The organism is Actinokineospora sp. UTMC 2448 (genome assembly GCF_024760565.1).
GTDB lineage: Bacteria > Actinomycetota > Actinomycetes > Mycobacteriales > Pseudonocardiaceae > Actinokineospora > Actinokineospora fastidiosa.
Genome location: NZ_CP031087.1, coordinates 5,554,295 through 5,573,649, shown reverse-complemented (window position 1 = coordinate 5,573,649; position 19,355 = coordinate 5,554,295). Strand labels below are relative to the sequence as shown.

The following is a 19,355-nucleotide window of genomic DNA, read 5'->3' as shown; positions in this document are numbered from 1 at the left end:
AAGCGCCTCGCCCCCGGCCTGCTGATCGCTACTCTCGGGGCGGTCGCGGTGTGGGCGAAGGGCGGGCGTGTGAAGCGGGTTCTGCTGCACCCGATGACGGGGCTCCTGGTCGCGGGTCTCGTGGTGTCGGTTGCTGTCGCGGATTCCGCCGGGGAGGTGGCGTGGGGGCTGCTCGCCACGCTCGGCGGGTATCTGGCGGGGCTGTTGGCGCTCCAGGTCGGGATGCTGGTCGGGGCCGTCGTGCTCGGGGTGTCCGTGCGGACCGTCGTGGTCGGGGTTGGGCCGCGGGTGGCCGATTGGTCGTCCGCGCGGCGGGTGGTCGTGCTGCGGGCGGTGCCCGTGTTCCTGTCCGTCTCCATCGCGCCCGGGCGGGCGCCGGTGCGGGGGCGGATGTGGGGTGCGGCGCTGTGCTCCGCGCTCGCCGGGATCGCCGCGACCGCGGGGCTGGCGGCGGTGGGCGTCGTGCTCGCCGTCGCCAGTGGACTGACGGTCGCGCACGCGCTCGTGCCCAGGAAGACTCCCGCCGCGACCTCCACCGGCTGGCTGCTGGCCAACCTGCTGCGCCTCACCGGCGACCAGGCCGCCCAGCTGGCGGCCGCGCCCGTCGTCAAGCAGGCCGTGGACGCCACAATGGACGGTGACCTCGACACCGCCGACCGGCTGTGCGAGCAGCTCAGGGACCAGTACCCGACACTCAAGACCGCGCGGGCCGCACGCGTGCTCGTGCACCAGGCGCGCGGGCGGTACGCCGAGGGGCTGGCGCTCGCCATGGCGATGATCGACGAGCAGTCGCCCGCCGACGCCGCCCCGTTCTTCGCCGCGCTGGCCGGGCTGGCCTGCGACACCGTCGAGGCCGGGGTGCTCGACGCCGCCGTCGGCCTGCCCACCGCCCAGAACGCGATCGAGGCCGCCGAGGCCCTCGGCTACCCCGCCTACAGGCTCACCGGCACCAAGGCCCACCACGCCCTGCTCACCGGCGACATCCGGCAGGCCATCACCCTCGCCCGCCGGTCGCTGGAGACCAACGACGACCGCCTCGGCCGCGTCGACGACCTCGTCACCCTCGCCCGCGCCCGGATGGCCGACCACGACAACCGCGGCGCGCGCGAGGCCATCGACGAGGCCGAGCGGACCGCGCCGTGGTGGCCCAGGGTCAGGGCCACCAGGGCGCGGCTCGAGGTGGCCTGATCAGGCCAGCACGACCTTGCCCAGCTCCGCGGGCGTGGCCAGCAGGTCGTGCTTGGGCAGGACCCGCACGGTGACGCCGAGCGCGCCCGCGTGCGGGAGCGGCAGCTCGGTCACGTACCGCCCGTGCTCGGCCGGGCGCATCGGCGCGGTGACGACGTCGGTCAGGTCGTCGGTGTCGCCGACCCGGCCGATCACCGCCTGCACCTCCACATCGGACGGCGACAGCCCGGCGAGGTCCACGACCGCGTGCACCTCGACCGGGTCGCCGATCACCGGCGTGTGCCCGTCGTCCATGCCCAGCTCGCAGCCCGTGACCCGCACGTAGGACCACGCCCCGGCGAGCCTGCGCCGGTAGTCGGCCAGGTCGCGGGCCATGCGGAAGTCCTCGGCCTCGGCCAGCACCCCGGCGGTCGCGGCGGGCCCGTAGTAGCTGTCGACGTACTCGCCGACCATCCGGGACGCCTGCACCCTCGGCCCCAGCGTGTCGAGGGTGTGCCGGACCATCGCCAGCCAGCGGCTCGGCACGCCCGCGGCGTCGCGGTCGTAGAACAGCGGCGCCACCTGCGAGCCCATCAGCTCGTACAGCGCGGCCGCCTCCAGGTCGTCGCGGCGGACCGGGTCGGTGACGCCGTCGGCGGTGGGGATCGCCCAGCCGTTGCTGCCGTCGTAGAACTCGTCCCACCAACCGTCCCGGATGGACAGGTTGAGCCCGCCGTTGAGCGCGGCCTTCATGCCGGACGTGCCGCACGCCTCCAGCGGGCGCATCGGGTTGTTCAGCCACACGTCGCAGCCCCAGTAGAGGAACCGCGCCATCGACATGTCGTAGTCGGGCAGGAAGACGATCCGGTGCCGGACCCTCGGGTCGTCGGCGAACCGGACGATCTGCTGGATCAGCGCCTTGCCGCCGTCGTCGGCCGGGTGCGACTTGCCCGCGACGACCAGCTGCACCGGCCGGTCGGGGTTGAGCAGCAGCGACCGCAGCCGCTCGGGGTCGCGCAGCATGAGCGTCAGGCGCTTGTAGGTCGGTACCCGCCGGGCGAAGCCGACGGTCAGCACGTCCGGGTCGAAGACGGTCTCGGTCCAGTTCAGCTCCAGCGCCGACGCACCGCGCTGCAGCCACGCGGCGCGGACCCGGCGGCGCACCTCGGCGACCAGCCGGGCGCGCAGGGTGCCGCGGATCTGCCACAGCTCCGCGTCGCTCACCCCGGACAGGCCCGCCGTCGGGTCGGTCCAGTCGGCCAGCGCGGTGATCTCCCGGGCGGCCCAGGTCGGCCCGTGCACGCCGTTGGTCACCGAGCTGATCGGCACCTCGTCGGTGTCGAAACCCGGCCACAGCGCGCCGAACATCTCCCGGCTGACGGCGCCGTGCAGCTTCGACACGCCGTTGGCGCGCTGGGCCAGCCGCAGCCCCATGTGCGCCATGTTGAACATGCCCGCGTTGTCCTCGGCGCCCAGCGCCAGCACCCGCCGCACCTCGATGCCGGGCAGCAGCGCCTCGTCGCCGAAGTAGTACTGCACCAGGTCGACCGGGAAGCGGTCGATGCCCGCCGGGACCGGGGTGTGCGTGGTGAACACCGTGCCCGCGCGCACCGCGGAGAGCGCCTGGTCGAAGTCCAGCCCGCGGCCGGACACCAGCTCGCGCAGCCGCTCCAGGCCGAGGAAGCCCGCGTGGCCCTCGTTGGTGTGGAACACCTCCGGCTGCGGGGTGCCGCTCAGCTCGCAGTACGCGCGCACGGCCCGCACGCCGCCGATCCCGGCCAGGATCTCCTGCCGGATGCGGTGGTCCTGGTCGCCGCCGTACAGCCGGTCGGTGACGTTGCGCAGGTCGTCGGGGTTCTCCTCGATGTCGGAGTCCAGCAGCAGCAGCGGGACCCGGCCGACCTGCGCCTTCCAGATCCGCGCCCGCAGCACCCGCCCGCCGGGCATGGCCACGTGCACCAGGATCGGCGCGCCGCTGGGCTCGGTCAGCGGCTCGAGCGGCAGGCCGTTGGGGTCGATCACCGGGTAGTGCTCGATCTGCCAGCCGTCGAGCGAGAGCGACTGGCGGAAGTAGCCGGAGCGGTAGAGCAGGCCGACGCCGATCAGCGGCACGCCGAGGTCGGACGCCGCCTTCAGGTGGTCGCCCGCCAGCACGCCGAGGCCGCCGGAGTAGTTGGGCAGCGCCTCGGTGACGCCGAACTCCATGGAGAAGTACGCGATGGCCCTCGGCAGCCGGGTGCCGTTGGCGCCGTCGGCCGCGCGGCGGGCGCGCTCCTGGTACCAGCGCGGGCCGGTCAGGTACTCGCGCAGCTCGTCGGACAGCGCGCGCACCCTGCCGAGGAAGTCGGGGTCGGTGGCCAGCGACTCCAGCCGCTCGGCGGGGACCTGGGCGAGCAGGTGCAGGGGGTCGCCGCCCACTCTGGCCCAGATGTCGGGATCCACCGCGGCGAACAGGTCCTGGGTCGGCGGGTGCCACGTCCAGCGCAGGTTGGTCGCGAGCATGCCGAGATCGGCCAGCGGCTCGGGCAGTCCGGCACGGACGGTGAATCGGCGTACGGCTCTCACGCGACACGACCCTAGCGCGAGAGCGGCCCCGGGCAAGCCCACCGGGCGCGCCGAGGAGCGGTGGGTTGTCGTGTGAGCCTGGATCGAGCAAGGCAGACTAGGGGGCAGGGATCCGTGCAAGCCAGTTAAGGAGCGCACCGGTGAGACACCTTCTGTCAACCTCGGCGGAATGGCAGCCCTCCCGACCGCACCTCAGGGGAACGACGCTCCGGACCGGACCGGGCCTGCGCAGCACGACGACCATGATCAACTGCGGGGAGGCGGCTCAGTGAGCGGTCGGCTTGGCATCGATGACGTCTCCCCGGTCGTGTCGTGCGGCCGTTACCCCGCGAAGGCGGTCGTGGGCGAGCACATCCCCATCCAGGCCACGGTATGGCGCGAAGGCCACGACGCCGTGGCGGCCACCGTCTCGTGGCGGGGCCCGCAGGATCCCGTCTCGCGCAGCACGCGCATGAAGCCCGTCGGCGTCGGGCTCGACCGGTGGGCGGCGGAGATCGTCCCCGACTGCGAGGGCCTGTGGACGTTCCGCGTGGACGCCTGGAGCGACCCGTGGTCGACGTGGCGGCACGCGGTGGAGGCGAAGGTCGGCGCCGGGCAGGGCGCCGACGAGCTGGCCAACGACCTGGAGACCGGCGCCCGGCTCGTCGAGCGGGTGGGCAGGCGCCCGGACCGCAACGGCGACCGCAAGCTGCTGATCTCCGCCGCCCGCGCCCTGCGCGACGACTCGATGCCGCTGGCCGCGCGCATCGCCGAGGCGCTCTCCGAGGCCACGCACCGGGTCATGACCGCCTACCCGGTCCGCGAGCTGATCACCAAGGGCAAGGTCCACCAGGTCTGGGTCGACCGCAAGACCGCGCTGTACGGGTCGTGGTACGAGTTCTTCCCGCGCTCGACCGGCGGGGTCGACGAGTCCGGAAAGGCCGTGCACGGCACCTTCCGGACCGCGATCGGCGAGCTCGACCGCATCGCCGACATGGGCTTCGACGTGGTGTACCTGCCGCCGATCCACCCGATCGGCCGAGTCAACCGCAAGGGCCCCAACAACAGCGTGGTCTCCGTGCCCGAGGACGTCGGCTCGGTGTGGGCCATCGGCGCGGCCGAGGGCGGGCACGACGCGATCCACCCGGAGCTGGGCACCTTCGCCGACTTCGACGCCTTCGTCGCCCGGGCCAAGGAGCTGGACCTGGAGGTCGCGCTCGACCTGGCCCTGCAGTGCGCGCCCGACCACCCGTGGGTCACCGAGCACCCGGAGTGGTTCACCACCCGCCCCGACGGGTCCATCGCCTACGCGGAGAACCCGCCGAAGAAGTACCAGGACATCTACCCGCTCAACTTCGACAACGACCCCGCCGGGCTCTACGCCGAGGTGCTGCGGGTCGTGCTGCTGTGGGTCGAGCACGGGGTGCGGATCTTCCGGGTCGACAACCCGCACACCAAGCCGCCGGACTTCTGGGAGTGGCTGATCCGCGAGGTGAAGGCGGTCGCCTCCGACGTGCTGTTCCTGTCCGAGGCGTTCACCCGGCCCGCCCGGCTCTACGGGCTGGCCAGGCTCGGGTTCACCCAGTCCTACACGTACTTCACCTGGCGGACGACCAAGCAGGAGCTGATCGACTTCGGCATGGAGGTCGTCGGGCACCTCGACGAGGCCCGGCCGAACCTGTTCGTCAACACCCCGGACATCCTGCACGCCTCGCTGCAGCACGGCGGGCCCGCGATGTTCGCCATCCGGGCGGCGCTGGCCGCCACGATGTCGCCGACCTGGGGTGTGTACTCCGGCTTCGAGCTGTTCGAGGGCCAGGCGGTCCGCGAGGGCAGCGAGGAGTACCTGGACTCGGAGAAGTACCAGCTCCGCCCGAGGGACTACGCCGCGGCGCTGGCCCAGGGCCGCTCGCTGCAGCCGTGGATCACCCGGCTCAACGCCATCCGCCGGGTGCACCCCGCGCTGCAGCAGTTGCGCACGCTGCACTTCCACCACATCGACAACGACGCGCTGATCGCCTACTCCAAGGTCGACCCGGCCAGCGGGGACACGGTCGTCACCGTGGTCACCCTGGACCCGCACGTGCCGCAGGAGGGCACGCTCTGGCTCGACCTGGCCGCGCTGGACCTCGACCCGAACCGCCTGCACCCCGCCTACGACGAGGTCAGCGGGCAGACCTGGGACTGGGGCGGGGCCAACTACGTGCGGCTGGAGCCGTGGCGGTCGGTGGCGCACATCGTCCACATCCGACGCTAGCGGCGGTCGCGGGCGATCAAGACTGCGGGGAAGCGCCCCCTGCCTGACAATGGGGGGATACCACCCCATCGGACACACCACCGGCCAACGACGACGGTGACAAAAGGCGACACATGACGCACCCCGCTGCCCCGGACGCTGCCCTGGGCCTGGAAGGAATCCCGCACACCGGAGAGGGCCTGACCGCCGACGGTCACCTCACCGAGCCCCAGTCGGAGGACTTCGACCACGCCCGACAAGCGCCGGAGGACCCGCACTGGTATAAGACGGCCGTCTTCTACGAGGTGCTGGTCCGCGCGTTCAACGACTCCGACGGCAACGGCACCGGAGACCTGCGCGGCCTCGCCGACAAACTGGACTACCTGCAATGGCTCGGCGTGGACTGCCTGTGGCTGCCGCCGTTCTACGCCTCCCCGCTGCGCGACGGCGGCTACGACATCAGCGACTTCCGGGCGATCCTGCCCGAGTTCGGCACCGTCGAGGACTTCGTGTACCTGCTCGACCAGGCGCACAAGCGGGGCATCCGGGTGATCACCGACCTGGTGCTCAACCACACCTCCGACGCCCACCCGTGGTTCCAGGAGTCGCGCAACAACCCCGAGGGGCCCTACGGCGACTTCTACGTCTGGAGCGACAACGACGAGCAGTACGCCGACGCGCGGATCATCTTCGTCGACACCGAGACGTCGAACTGGACCTTCGACCCGGTGCGCGGGCAGTTCTACTGGCACCGGTTCTTCGCCCACCAGCCCGACCTCAACTACGAGAACCCCGAGGTCCAGGAGGCGATGCTGGACGTGCTGCGGTTCTGGCTGGACCTGGGCATCGACGGGTTCCGGCTGGACGCGGTGCCCTACCTGTTCGAGGAGGAGGGCACCAACTGCGAGAACCTGCCGCGCACGCACGAGTTCCTGCGCCGCTGCCGCAAGGTCGTCGACGACGAGTACCCCGGCCGCGTGCTGCTGGCCGAGGCCAACCAGTGGCCCGCCGACGTGGTCGAGTACTTCGGCGACCCGGCCACCGGCGGCGACGAGTGCCACATGGCGTTCCACTTCCCGCTGATGCCGCGCATCTTCATGGCCGTGCGCCGGGAGTCGCGGTTCCCGATCTCGGAGATCCTGGCCCAGACCCCCGCCATCCCCCGCAACGCCCAGTGGGGGATCTTCCTGCGCAACCACGACGAGCTGACCCTGGAGATGGTCACCGACGAGGAGCGCGACTACATGTACGCCGAGTACGCCAAGGACCCGAGGATGAAGGCGAACATCGGCATCCGGCGGCGGCTGGCCCCGCTGCTGGACAACGACCGCAACCAGCAGGAGCTGTTCACCGCGCTGCTGCTGAGCCTGCCCGGCTCCCCGGTGCTCTACTACGGCGACGAGATCGGGATGGGCGACAACATCTGGCTCGGCGACCGCGACGCCGTCCGCACGCCCATGCAGTGGTCGCCCGACCGCAACGCCGGGTTCTCCCGCACCGACCCGGGGCGGCTGTACCTGCCGGTGATCATGGACCCGATCTACGGGTTCCAGGCGGTCAACGTCGAGGCGCAGATGAACAACACCTCGTCGCTGCTGCACTGGACGCGCCGCATGCTGCAGGTGCGCACCCAGCACACGGCGTTCGGCCTGGGCGACTTCGCCGAGCTGGGCTCGTCCAACCCGAGCGTGCTCGCCTACCTGCGCCGCCACGGCGACGACGTCATCCTCTGCGTCAACAACCTCTCGCGGTTCCCCCAGCCGGTGGAGCTGGACCTGGCGCCGTACCGGGGCCGGGTGCCGATGGAGCTGACCGGCGGGGTTCGTTTCCCGGCGATCGGGGAACTGCCTTATCTGCTGACCCTGCCGGGCCACGGCTTCTACTGGTTCCAGATCAGCACCCGGACAGAGGAGGTCGAACCCGTATGACGACCCGCCCGCGGCACGTCGTCGCCGCGCTGGCCGACGACCTGGCCGAGTGGCTGCCCCGGCAGCGCTGGTACGCGGCCAAGGGGTCGCGGCCCGCCCGGATCGACGTGCGCGCGGCGGCGCAGCTCGGCGCGGGCGACCCCGCGCTCATCCAGGCGCTGGTCGACGTCACGGCCGAGGGCAGCGGGACCGAGCCCTACCAGCTGCTGATCGGGCTGCGCTCGGAGCTGCCCGAGCACCTGGCGCACGCCGGGATCGGGCGGGTCGGCGGGGACTACGCCTACGAGGCGACCCAGGACCCCGAGCTGATGGCCCTGCTGCTGGACCTGATGGCCGCGGGCCGGGAGACCGAGGGCATCAGCTGGCAGCCCGAGCCCGGCATCCGGCTGGTCACCGGGCTGCGGGCGCGGCCGATCGGGGTGGAGCAGTCCAACACCTCGATCATCTTCGGCTACCACTACATCCTCAAGCTGTTCCGCAGGCCGACCCCGGGCCCCAACCGCGACGTCGAGCTGCACCGGGCGCTGTTCCGCGCGGGCAGCGAGCAGGTCGCCGAGCCGGTCGCCGAGGTGCGCTGGGACGGGCTCGTGCTCGGCTTCGCCCAGCGCTACCTCGCCGACTCGGTCGAGGGCTGGGCAGCGGCCACCGCCAGCGTGCGCGACCTGCTCGCCGAGGGCGACCTGTTCGCCGCCGAGGTGGGCGGGGACTTCGCGGGCGAGGCCGGACGCCTCGGCGAGGCGCTGGCCACGGTGCACCTCGACCTGGCCAGGGTGCTGGGCGCCGAGCGCATGCCCGCCGATGCGGTCGGCGCCGCCGTCGACGAGCTGCACGCGCGCCTCGACCGCGCGCTGGCGCGGGTGCCCGAGCTGGGCGAGCACGAGCCGATGGTGCGCGCGGCGTTCGACGCCCTGCGCGGGCTCGACGGCGTCGACGTCCAGCAGGTGCACGGCGACCTGCACCTCGGCCAGACCCTGCGCACCACGACGGGCTGGGTGCTGATCGACTTCGAGGGCGAGCCCGCGGCCAGCCCCGCCGACCGGCTGCGCACCCGCTCCCCGCTGCGCGACGTGGCCGGGATGCTGCGCTCCTTCGACTACGCCGCCCTGCACCTGCTCGCCGGGACCGAGCCGGACCGCCAGCAGCTCACCCGGGCGCTGGAGTGGGCCGACCGCAACCGCGAGGCCTTCTGCGACGGCTACGCCGCGGTCGCGGGCGACCCCCGCGAGCAGTCCGCGCTGCTGCGCGCGTTGGAACTGGACAAGGCCGTGTACGAGGTCGTGTACGAGGCGGGCCACCGCCCGGACTGGCTCGACATCCCGCTCGCCGCATTGCGCAGGGCCGGATAATGCCGCAGGTCGGAGGCCTGCAAGTGGGTGACGGGGAGTTCTCGGACCGCCCGAACGTGGCTAACCTGATCGTTCACGTGTCGTCGGACGGGATCGGGGTAACTCGTATGCGGATCTCGGATGTGCTGCGGAGCAAGGGTTCGACGGTCGCCACGGTCGACCCCGGGCTGACGGTGGCGGGCATGCTGGCCGAGCTGGCCCGGCACAACGTCGGCGCGCTGGTCGTCGTCGACGGGGATACGGTGGTGGGGATCGTGTCCGAGCGCGACGTCGTGCGCGGGCTCGCCGAGCGCGGGGGCGGGCTGCTGGACGTGCCCGTCGCCGAGATCATGACCGCGGAGGTGTTCACCTGCGAACCGGGTGACACCGTCGACTCGCTGGCGGGCGTGATGACCGAGCGCCGCATCCGGCACATGCCGGTGCTCTCCGGCGGCGCGCTGGTCGGCATCGTCAGCATCGGCGATGTGGTCAAGAGCCGCATCAGCCAGTTGGAGAGCGACCGCGACCAGTTGACTTCCTATATACAAGGGTGAACACCGTTGCGTGACGACTTCGCCCGGCTGCTGGCCGGAGCCCACCACGACCCGCACTCGCTGCTCGGCGTCCACCCGCTGCCCGGTCAACCGGGCCGGGTGGCCGTCCGGGCCCTGCGCCCCCACGCCAAGGCGGTCGCGGTCCTGGTCGGCGGCACGGCGGGCGAGGGCAGTCGCCACGAGATGGACGAGGTGGCCGACGGGCTGTTCGAGGCCGTGCTGGCCGAGGCGCCCACCGAGTACCTCTTCGAGGTCGACTACGGCACCGGCGAGGTCGTGCTCGTCGACGACCCCTACCGCTGGCTGCCCACCCTCGGTGAGCTGGACCTGCACCTGTTCGGCGAGGGCAGGCACGAGCGGCTGTGGGACGTGCTCGGCGCGCACGTGCGCGCCTACGACACCCCGTCCGGGCGGGTCGAGGGCACCTCGTTCGCGGTCTGGGCGCCGACCGCGCGCGGGGTCAGGGTGTGCGGGGACTTCGACGGCTGGGACGGGCGCGGCAACCCGATGCGCTCGCTCGGCTCGTCGGGGGTCTGGGAGCTGTTCCTGCCCGGGGTGACCCCGGGGACCAGGTACAAGTTCCGCATCCACGCCGCCGACGGGTCGTGGCACGAGAAGGCCGACCCGATGGCCTTCGCCACCGAGCACCCGCCCGCGACCGCGTCCGTGGTGTCCACTTCGGAGCACGTCTGGGGCGACGCCGACTGGATGGCGCTGCGCTCGGCCACCGACTGGAGCGCCGCGCCGGTCAGCGTCTACGAGGTGCACCTCGGCTCGTGGCGGCCGGGCCTCGGGTACCGCGAGCTGGCCACCGAGCTGGCCGACTACCTCGTCGAGCACAACTTCACCCACGTCGAGCTGCTGCCGATCGCCGAGCACCCGTTCGGCGGGTCGTGGGGCTACCAGGTGACCTCCTACTACGCGCCGACCTCGCGGTTCGGCTCGCCCGACGACTTCCGCCACTTCGTCGACCACCTGCACCAGCGCGGCATCGGGGTGCTGGTCGACTGGGTGCCCGCGCACTTCCCCCGCGACAGCTGGGCGCTGGCCCGCTTCGACGGCACCCCGCTGTACGAGCACGGCGACCCGCGCCGCGGCGAGCACCCGGACTGGGGCACGCTGGTGTTCGACTTCGGCCGCACCGAGGTCCGCAACTTCCTCGTCGCCAACGCGCTGTTCTGGCTGGAGGAGTTCCACATCGACGGCCTGCGGGTGGACGCGGTCGCCTCGATGCTGTACCTGGACTACTCCCGCAACGAGGGCGAGTGGCTGCCCAACGCGCACGGCGGCCGGGAGAACCTGGACGCGGTGCGGTTCCTGCAGGAGCTCAACGCCACCGTCTACAAGCACCACCCCGGCGTCATGATGATCGCCGAGGAGTCCACGGCCTGGCCCGGGGTCACCCGGCCGACGCACCTGGGCGGGCTCGGCTTCGGCTTCAAGTGGAACATGGGCTGGATGCACGACACGCTCCGCTACGTCGGCCATGACCCGGTGCACCGCTCGTACCACCACAACGAGCTGACGTTCTCCCTGATGTACGCCTGGAGCGAGAACTACGTGCTGCCGCTGTCCCACGACGAGGTCGTGCACGGCAAGGGCTCGCTGTGGAACCGCATGCCCGGCGACGACTGGAACAAGGCCGCGGGCCTGCGCGCGCTCCTGGCCTACATGTGGGCCCACCCCGGCAAGCAGCTGCTGTTCATGGGCGGCGAGTTCGGCCAGGTCGGCGAGTGGTCGGAGAGCCGGTCGCTGGACTGGCACCTGACCGAGGAGCGCCTGCACGCGGGCATCCAGCTGCTGGTCCGCGACCTGAACGCGGTGTACCGGGCGCAGCCCGCCCTGTTCGCCTGCGACACCAGCCCCGAGGGCTTCTCCTGGATCGACGCCAACGACTCCGGCAACAACGTGGTGACCTTCCTGCGCTGCGGCGACGGGGGCACCCTCGCCTGCGTGGCCAACTTCGCGGGCATCCCGTACCGGGACTACCGGGTCGGCCTGCCGACCGCGGGCCGGTGGCGCGAGGTCCTCAACACCGACTCCCCGGACTACGGCGGCTCGGGCGTGGGCAACGGCGGCGAGGTCGTGGCCCAGGAGATCAGCTGGCACGGCCGCCCGGCGTCGGCCCTGCTCAACGTCCCGCCGCAGGGCGTGGTGTGGCTGGTCCCGGAGGAATAGGCCATCCGGCATACGCCCATCGGGCACACTGGGCACGTGCGAGGGCGTTTACGGGGGATCAGGCTGGCCGTTCCGCTGCTGCTGTCGGCGGCCGTGGTGGCGTGCACGACGACGGTCCCCGGCGAGCCGGTGTCGCAGGGACGGGTGATCTCGCGGGACCAGCCCGGCGGGGTCGACCCGAAGTCGGTCGTGGAGAACACCGACGGCGGGGAGATCGACCGGCTGGCCGCGACCGTCGTGGCGGACCTGCGCACGTACTGGGGTGAGCGGTTCCCGGAGACGTTCGGCAAGGAGTTCACCGACCTCGGCGGCGGCTACTACTCCGTCGACACCGCCGACGCCGACGCGCCCGAGCCGCCGTGCACCGACTCCGCGGTCGAGGTCGAGGGCAACGCCTTCTACTGCCCGACCGCCGACATCATCGCCTGGGACCGCGCGGCGCTGCTGCCCGTGCTCAAGGACCGCTTCGGCGAGGCGGCGGTCATGCTCGTGCTCGCCCACGAGATGGGCCACGCCGTGCAGAACCGCACCGGCGCGGGCCTGTCCGAGCGGCGGGCGGACCCGGAGCGGTTCCCGACCATCCTCATCGAGGCGATGGCCGACTGCTACGCGGGCGCGTTCATCCGCTGGGTGGTCGACGGCAACGCCGAGCACCTGCAGTTCGGGCACGACCAGCTCGACTCCGCGCTGACCGCGGTGGTCAGCTTCCGCGACCCGATCGGCACCGAGGCCACCGACCGCGGCGCGCACGGCGACGCGTTCGACCGGGTCTCGGCGTTCCTGGACGGGTACGAGTCCGGGGTGAAGCTGTGCTCGGAGATGACCGTCGACAACCGCACCTTCACCCTCTCCGGCTTCATCGACGCCGGTGACGCCGCGCGCGGCGGCAACCTGGAGTTCGGGCAGATCGTGGAATCGATCACCCTGAGCCTCAACACCTACTTCGCCGAGGTCGCGGGCTCGGGCTGGCGGCAGCCGCAGGTGCGCGAGACCGAGGGCCAGCCCGCCTGCACGCCCGACAGGCAGGGCCCGGTGGCGTTCTGCCCCGACGGCGCCGCCGTCGAGCTCGACGTGGCCGAGGAGCTGCCGGAGATCCACGACGAGATCGGCGACTACGCCACCGGCACCCTGATCACCAGCCGCTACGCCCTGGCGTCGCTGGCCGCGGCGGGCAAGCCGGTGGCCGGGCCGGAGGCCCAGCGCGCCGCCGTGTGCCTGACCGGGGCGTTCACCGGGTCGCTGTTCCAGCGCGAGCAGCAGTTCCTCTCCCCGGGCGACATGGACGAGGCGATCCAGGTGCTCCTGCACTACGACTACGTGGCCCGCGACGTCGACGGCGCGTCCGTCGAGACGGGGTTCGACCGGGTCACGCTCTTCCGCAAGGGGTTCGTCTCCGGGGCCCGGGACTGCTGAACCGCCCCCGGCGCGGCCGACCGACCAGTAGGGTGCTGGCGTTCGTGTTGATCGCAGGGGTTCGAGGTGTCCGGATGAGGGTGAACAGGGTGGCCGTGGCCGCCGCGCTCGCGGTGGCCGTGATCGCCGGATGCGGCCAGGCCGTGCCCGGTCAGCCACGCGCGGCGGGCGCCGTGGACGCGGGCACGGCGGGCGGCCTGCCCATCGACAACTCCGCGCCGACCGGCCCGCGCGAGGGCGTTGCCGACGCGGAGCTGGCGGTCGAGAACGCCGACAGCGGCGAGATGGACCGGCTGGCCGTCAACGTCGTCGCCGACCTCTACGACTACTGGAACGAGCGCATGCCCGCCGACTTCGACGGGCAGAAGTTCGAGCCGATCGCCCGGCTGGCCTCCTACGACTCGGCGGGCAAGCCGGTCGAGCTGTGCGGGACCAGCACCAAGGGCCTGGTCAACGCCTTCTACTGCGGCGCGGACGACAGCATCGCCTGGGACCGGGGCAAGCTGCTGCCGATGCTGGACAAGCAGTTCGGCCCGATGTCGGTGGTCGCGGTCCTGGCCCACGAGATGGGCCACGCGGTCCAGTTCCGGCTCGGCGAGAAGTCCAACATCAACCAGGCCACGCCGACGATCGTCAAGGAGCAGCAGGCCGACTGCTACGCGGGCGGCTTCTTCCGGTACGTCGCCGAGGGCAAGGCCAAGCACTTCACGATGAACACCGGCACCGGGCTGAACCAGGCTCTGGCCACGATGTTCTTCATCCGCGACCCCGCGGGCCTGTCGGCCAAGGAGCAGGGCGCCCACGGCCTGGCCTTCGACCGGGTGTTCGCCTTCCAGGAGGGCTTCACCGAGGGCCCGAAGCGCTGCGCGCGGATGGACGTGCCGGAGATCGAGGGCCGCATCGCCGCCCAGGAGCGCAGCGTCAGCGACCAGGACGTGAGCGGCGAGGCCGACATCACCGACCCGAAGATCTTCGAGCTGTTCGAGGAGTCGCTCACCAGCGCCTTCCAGGGCACGGAGGTGGACCTGCCGACGATCAGCCAGGACGGTGCGAGCTGCGGCGGCTCGGCGGGGACGCCGCCGGTGAGCTACTGCCCGGACACCAATACGGTCGCTGCCGACATCCCTGAGCTGGTCAAGATCGCCTCGCCGCCGAAGCGTGGTGAGGAGCCGGGTGTCGACGGCAACGGGATCGGTGACTTCGCGGCGTTCGCCGAGATCGTGTCGCGGTACGCGCTGGCGGTCCAGAAGGGTGTGGGTGCCCCGCTGGAGGGTGAGAAGGCCGGGCTGCGGACGGCGTGCCTGGTGGGCGCGTGGGCCCAGCTCAGGGTCGACAAGACCCCGGATGAGGGCGACGGTGGACTGCACATCGCGGTCGGCGACCTCGACGAGGCCGTGGCCGAGCTGCTGCAGGACAACAGCCTGATCGCCGCCGACGTGACCGGCAAGCAGGTGCCGTCCGGCTTCGCCCGGGTCGAGGCGTTCCGCATCGGCTACTTCGAGGGCGACGACGGCTGCGCACGGGCCTTCTCCGCCTAGGACGCGCGCGGGTCGCCTTTCCGGGGTCGGTGGGGAGAAGGCCGCACGGGCGTCACCGGCTAGTCTTGACGGCGTGTTCGTGAAGGTGTGCGGCTTGAAGACCGCCGCCGACGTCGAGGCCGCCGTGTCCGCGGGGGCCGACGCGATCGGCTTCGTGTTCGCGCGCAGTCCCCGGCAGGTCGAGCCCGCCGCGGCCCGCGCGCTGGCCGAGGCGATCCCGGACTCGGTGCTCACCGTGGGCGTGTTCCGCGACCTGCCCGCCGAGCGCGCGGCCGAGGTGGCGGCGGAGGCGGGGGTGCGCGCCGTGCAGTTGCACGGCGACTACCCGCGCGAGGCGTTCGCCCACTTCCCGGACCACCGCCTGATCCGGGCCACCGCCCTGTCCCGCGACACCGACATCAAGGTCGGCGCGTTCGGCGAGCACATGCTCCTGCTCGACTCGGCCATCCCCGGCTCCGGCGAGCGCTGGGACCTCACCGGCATGGACCTCCCCACCGGCGACTGGCTCCTCGCGGGCGGGCTCACCCCCGCCAACGTCGCCACCGCCATCGCCGAGGCCCACCCCTGGGGTGTCGACGTCTCCAGCGGCGTCGAGGCCCGTCGGGGCGTCAAGGACCCGGCCATGATCAGGGACTTCGTCGCCGCCGCCAAGGGCTGATGCGCCCCCTGCTGTACCTCGACGTCGACGGCCCGCTCATCCCGTTCGGCGGCGATTCGGTGGAGCACGGCCCCGCCGACGCCGCGAACCCGCTCCTGAACCGGATCGACCCCGGCCTCGGCCCGCCGCTGCTGGCGCTCGGGTGCACCCTGGTGTGGGCGACCACCTGGATGGCGGACGCGAACGAACGCGTCGCCCCGGTGCTCGGCCTGCCCGACCTTGCGGTGGTGGACTGGCCCGACCCGCGCCGGGACGGCGTCGACGCCTGGTTCGGGTTGCACTGGAAGACCCGCCCGCTCGTGGAGCGGTCGGCCGGACGGCCCTTCATCTGGGTCGACGACGAGATCACCGACGCCGACCGCGCCTGGGTCGCCGAGCACCACCGGAGCCCCGCGCTGCTCCACCGCGTCGACCCGGCCTGCGGGCTCACCACGGGGGACCTCGCCCACCTCGCGCGGTGGGTAGCCGCCGTCAAGGCTGGCCACTCACATGATCGCATCATATGCGCTGATCATCTGAGCTGGCGCTTCAGATGATCAGCTCATCCGAGACCGCGCGCCCGGATGGCGACGCCATCTGAAACGACCGGTCAGATGACGAGAGCATCCGGAACTGGCCGCACGGATGATCTGATCATCTGAAATGGCCGCTCGGATGGGCTGATCATCTGGAACTGGCGGGTCAGATGGTCTGATCATCTGAGGCTCGCAACCCAGATGGTCTGATCATCTGGGATCAGGACGGGTCGACTCGGGGGGCGCGGAGTAGGTGGAGGGTGTGGGGGCCCAGTTTGAGGACGGTGGCGGGGGCCAGGGGGTCGGTGTTCCTCGGCAGGCCGGACGGGGTGGTGCTGTCGAGTTCGGGGACGAAGCAGCGGCCGTAGCGGTCCGCGGGCAGGGTGAACTTCACCGGTTCCGGGCCCGAGTGCAGGATCAGCAGCCACGAGTCGTCGGCGACGAGTTCGCCTTCGCGGTCGCGGGAGAGGCACTCCGAGCCGTCGATCCACATGCCCAGGGTGCGGCGGGAGTCGTCGAACCAGTCGGCGTCGGTCATCGGGGTGCCGTCGTCGCGGAACCAGACCAGGTCGGGCTCGCCGGAGCGGGTCGGGCGGCCGTCGAAGAACTCCGGCTGGCGCAGCGCGGGTGAGGCAGCGCGCAGGGCCGTCAGCCGCCGGGTGAACGCCAGCATGCCCGCCGAGCGCTCCGAATGGCTCCAGTCCACCCACGACGTCTGGTTGTCCAGGCAGTACGGGTTGTTGTTGCCGTGCTGGGTGCGCCAGCGCTCATCGCCCGCCACCAGCATCGGGATGCCGGTAGACAGCAGCAGCGTCCCCAGCAGGTTGCGGGCCTGCCGGTCGCGCAGGGCCAGCACGGCCGGGTCCTGCGTCTCGCCCTCCGCCCCGCAGTTCCACGAGCGGTTGTCGTTCGTGCCGTCGGCGTTGTGCTCGCCGTTCTCGTGGTTGTGCTTGTGGTCGTACGACACGAGGTCGCGCAGGGTGAAGCCGTCGTGGGCGGTGACGAAGTTGACCGACGCCCACGGCCGCCGCCCGTTCGCGGCGTAGAGGTCCGACGAGCCCGACAGCCGGTACGCCAGGTCGCGCACCCCGGTCGCGCCGCGCCAGAAGTCGCGCACGCCGTCGCGGAAGCGGCCGTTCCACTCCGCCCACTGCACGCCGAACCCGCCGACCCGGTAGCCCTCGCCGGTGGCGTCCCACGGCTCGGCGATCAGCTTGCGCCGCGACAGCAGCGGGTCGGTGGCGATCGCGGTGAGCAGCGCGGAGTGCGGGTCGAACCCGCCCCCGCGCGGGCGGCCCATCGCCGAGGCCAGGTCGAACCGGAACCCGTCGACGCCCATCTCGCCCGCGAAGTAGCGCAGCGAGTCCAGCACCAGCCGCACGACCGTGGGCGAGCCCGGGTCGAGGGTGTTGCCGCAGCCGGTGAGGTCGATGTCGCGGCCCTGGTCGTCCAGCAGGTAGTACGCGGGCGCGTCCAGCCCCCGGTACGACAGCGTCGGCCCGGCGACCCCGCCCTCGCAGGTGTGGTTGAACACCACGTCGAGGATCACCTCGATGCCCGCCGCGTGCAGGGCGGCGACCATCGTGCGGAACTCCTCGACCTCGTGCCCCGGCCTGCTGGCGTACCCCGCGTGCGGGGCGAGGTAGCCCAGCGTCGAGTAACCCCAGTAGTTGTGCCTGCCGGAGCGCAGCAGCAGCGGCTCGTCGGCGTAGGAGTGCACGGGCAGCAGCTCCACCGCCGTCACCCCGAGCCGCTGCAGGTACTCCACGACCGCGGGGTGCGCCAGGCCCAGGTACGTGCCGCGCAGGTTCTTGGGCACGTCCGGGTGCAGCCGGGTGAACCCGCGCACGTGCAGCTCGCAGATCACCGACTCCTCGTACGGCACCTCCGGCGCCAGCCCGGTGTGCGGCCCGCCGGGGGAGGTGACGACCGACAGCGGCACCGACCCCAGCGAGTCGATCCGCGACGGCGGCCCGGTCATCGGGTCGCCGCGGTGGCTGCGGGTCGCGCCGAGGTCGCGCACCGACCCGGTGATCCGCCGCGCGTACGGGTCGACCAGCAGCTTGGCGGGGTTGCAGCGCAGCCCGCGCGCGGGCTCATACGGCCCGTGCACGCGGAATCCATAGCGCTGACCAGGGGTGATGCCCGCGACGACGCCGTGCCAGATGCCGAACGTGCGCTCGGTCAGCTCGACGCGCTGCTCGACCGGGTTGCCGTCGTCGTCCTGGCCGATCAGGCACACCTCGACGGCGTCGGCCACCGACGAGGCGACGGCGAAGCGCACGCCGCCCGCCTCCGGGTGGGCCCCGAGCGGGAACGGGTGACCGGGCAGCAGGCGCGAGTCCGAATAAGCCACGCCCCCCATCCTGTCTCAACCGGGCGGCGTGATCGATTCCCCGCACCCGAGTGGCCGGTTCCGCCCGGGTGCGGGCGGCAGTAAAGAATGGTCGGCGTGACGGCGCAGACTGATCCTGACGACCTCGTTGTGCACATGGCGGACGTGGGTGTCCGCCGCGGGACCACCCACCTGCTGACCGGCGTGAACTGGCAGGTCGAGGTGGACGAGCGCTGGGTGGTGCTCGGCCCGAACGGCGCGGGCAAGACCACCCTGCTGCGCCTTGCTGGCGCGGAGCTGCACCCCACGACCGGGACCGTGCGGGTGCTGGGCGAGCAGCTGGGCAAGGTCGACGTCTTCGAGCTGCGCACCCGGCTCGGCTTCTGCTCGGCCGCGCTGGCCAACCGGGTGCCGCCGGACGAGAAGGTGCTCGACGTCGTGGTCAGCGCGGGATACGCCGTGCTGGGCCGCTGGCGCGAGGAGTACGACCGGCTCGACACCGGCCGCGCCGAGGACCTGCTCAAGGCGCTGGGCATCGGCCACCTCGCCGACCGCACCTTCGGCACGCTGTCGGAGGGCGAGCGCAAGCGCACGCTGATCTCCCGCGCGCTGATGACCGACCCGGAGCTGCTGCTGCTCGACGAGCCCGCCGCGGGCCTCGACCTCGGCGGCCGCGAGGACCTGGTGGCCCGGCTGACCGACCTCGCCGACGACCCGGACGCGCCGACGTCGATCCTGGTCACCCACCACGTGGAGGAGATCCCGCCCGGCTACACCCACCTCATGCTGCTCAGCGGCGGTGGCGTGGTCGCGCAGGGCCCGATCGAGGACGTCCTGACCAGCGAGAACCTGTCGGCGGCGTTCGGGCAGCAGTTGGAGTTGACGCGGGCGGACGAGCGGTTCTTCGCCCGCAGGCGGACGTGAGCTACTGGCAGGTAGCCTTCGCGGGAGCAACCGAGCAGGA

Annotated in this window: 13 protein-coding genes; 11 read left to right on the top strand and 2 right to left on the bottom strand. The window is 72.1% G+C overall.

Going from position 1 to position 19,355, the window contains the following annotated elements; genetic code table 11:
• Window positions 1-93 precede the first annotated feature (93 nt).
• Window positions 94-1,188: a hypothetical protein gene (locus Actkin_RS25365; protein WP_258904501.1), complete on the top strand. Its 1,095-nt coding sequence runs from the start codon at window positions 94-96 to the stop codon at window positions 1,186-1,188.
• Here Actkin_RS25365 and glgP read toward each other — a convergent pair whose 3' ends face one another.
• Window positions 1,189-3,732 (bottom strand): alpha-glucan family phosphorylase, encoded by a 2,544-nt coding sequence (glgP, locus tag Actkin_RS25360; RefSeq protein ID WP_258904500.1) that lies wholly within the window; start codon window positions 3,730-3,732, stop codon window positions 1,189-1,191.
• A 268-nt stretch (window positions 3,733-4,000) separates the two neighbouring features.
• Between glgP and Actkin_RS25355 the strand changes: the two genes are divergently transcribed.
• From Actkin_RS25355 to Actkin_RS25315, 9 genes are all read left to right on the top strand, one after another.
• Window positions 4,001-5,968, top strand: coding sequence for an alpha-1,4-glucan--maltose-1-phosphate maltosyltransferase (locus tag Actkin_RS25355; protein WP_229787551.1), 1,968 nt, complete (start codon window positions 4,001-4,003; stop codon window positions 5,966-5,968).
• Window positions 5,969-6,081: 113 nt separating this feature from the next.
• On the top strand, window positions 6,082-7,875 hold the full coding sequence (treS, locus tag Actkin_RS25350; protein WP_189213487.1) for a maltose alpha-D-glucosyltransferase: 1,794 nt from the start codon (window positions 6,082-6,084) through the stop codon (window positions 7,873-7,875).
• On the top strand, window positions 7,872-9,221 hold the full coding sequence (locus tag Actkin_RS25345) for a maltokinase N-terminal cap-like domain-containing protein (protein WP_189213486.1): 1,350 nt from the start codon (window positions 7,872-7,874) through the stop codon (window positions 9,219-9,221). The genes treS and Actkin_RS25345 overlap by 4 nt, the downstream gene beginning before the upstream one ends.
• 107 nt (window positions 9,222-9,328) lie before the next feature.
• Window positions 9,329-9,754, top strand: a complete 426-nt coding sequence (locus Actkin_RS25340; RefSeq protein WP_189213485.1) for a CBS domain-containing protein — start codon at window positions 9,329-9,331, stop codon at window positions 9,752-9,754.
• Window positions 9,755-9,760: 6 nt separating this feature from the next.
• Entirely contained in the window at window positions 9,761-11,932 is a 2,172-nt protein-coding gene (glgB, locus tag Actkin_RS25335; RefSeq protein WP_258904499.1) for a 1,4-alpha-glucan branching protein GlgB, read from the top strand.
• 36 nt (window positions 11,933-11,968) lie between these two features.
• Window positions 11,969-13,345, top strand: a complete 1,377-nt coding sequence (locus Actkin_RS25330; RefSeq protein WP_229787549.1) for a neutral zinc metallopeptidase — start codon at window positions 11,969-11,971, stop codon at window positions 13,343-13,345.
• Between the two features lie 74 nt (window positions 13,346-13,419).
• Entirely contained in the window at window positions 13,420-14,883 is a 1,464-nt protein-coding gene (locus tag Actkin_RS25325; RefSeq protein ID WP_258904498.1) for a neutral zinc metallopeptidase, read from the top strand.
• A gap of 73 nt (window positions 14,884-14,956) precedes the next feature.
• Window positions 14,957-15,541, top strand: coding sequence for a phosphoribosylanthranilate isomerase (locus tag Actkin_RS25320; protein WP_189213482.1), 585 nt, complete (start codon window positions 14,957-14,959; stop codon window positions 15,539-15,541).
• The gene (locus Actkin_RS25315; RefSeq protein ID WP_258904497.1) at window positions 15,541-16,077 is read left to right on the top strand and encodes an HAD domain-containing protein; all 537 of its coding nucleotides are present in this window, start codon (window positions 15,541-15,543) and stop codon (window positions 16,075-16,077) included. The genes Actkin_RS25320 and Actkin_RS25315 overlap by 1 nt, the downstream gene beginning before the upstream one ends.
• A 199-nt stretch (window positions 16,078-16,276) precedes the next feature.
• Here the strand turns inward: Actkin_RS25315 and glgX are convergent, their stop codons facing one another.
• A complete protein-coding gene (gene glgX / locus Actkin_RS25310; RefSeq protein WP_229787547.1) occupies window positions 16,277-18,412 on the bottom strand; it encodes a glycogen debranching protein GlgX in 2,136 nt (711 codons plus the stop codon).
• Window positions 18,413-18,499: 87 nt separating this feature from the next.
• Here glgX and Actkin_RS25305 point away from each other — a divergent pair, with 87 nt between their 5' ends.
• Window positions 18,500-19,315, top strand: a complete 816-nt coding sequence (locus tag Actkin_RS25305; protein ID WP_189213479.1) for an ABC transporter ATP-binding protein — start codon at window positions 18,500-18,502, stop codon at window positions 19,313-19,315.
• Window positions 19,316-19,355: the final 40 nt, after the last annotated feature.

Excerpts from the sequence above, each read along its gene's own strand:
- Actkin_RS25340 (WP_189213485.1), top strand. The coding sequence starts at position 9,329 with ATGCGGATCTCGGATGTGCTGCGGAGCAAGGGTTCGACGGTCGCCACG.
- treS (WP_189213487.1), top strand. The coding sequence starts at position 6,082 with ATGACGCACCCCGCTGCCCCGGACGCTGCCCTGGGCCTGGAAGGAATC.
- Actkin_RS25345 (WP_189213486.1), top strand. The coding sequence starts at position 7,872 with ATGACGACCCGCCCGCGGCACGTCGTCGCCGCGCTGGCCGACGACCTG.
- Actkin_RS25315 (WP_258904497.1), top strand. The coding sequence starts at position 15,541 with ATGCGCCCCCTGCTGTACCTCGACGTCGACGGCCCGCTCATCCCGTTC.
- Actkin_RS25365 (WP_258904501.1), top strand. The coding sequence starts at position 94 with ATGACGGGGCTCCTGGTCGCGGGTCTCGTGGTGTCGGTTGCTGTCGCG.
- Actkin_RS25305 (WP_189213479.1), top strand. The coding sequence starts at position 18,500 with ATGGTCGGCGTGACGGCGCAGACTGATCCTGACGACCTCGTTGTGCAC.
- Actkin_RS25325 (WP_258904498.1), top strand. The coding sequence starts at position 13,420 with ATGAGGGTGAACAGGGTGGCCGTGGCCGCCGCGCTCGCGGTGGCCGTG.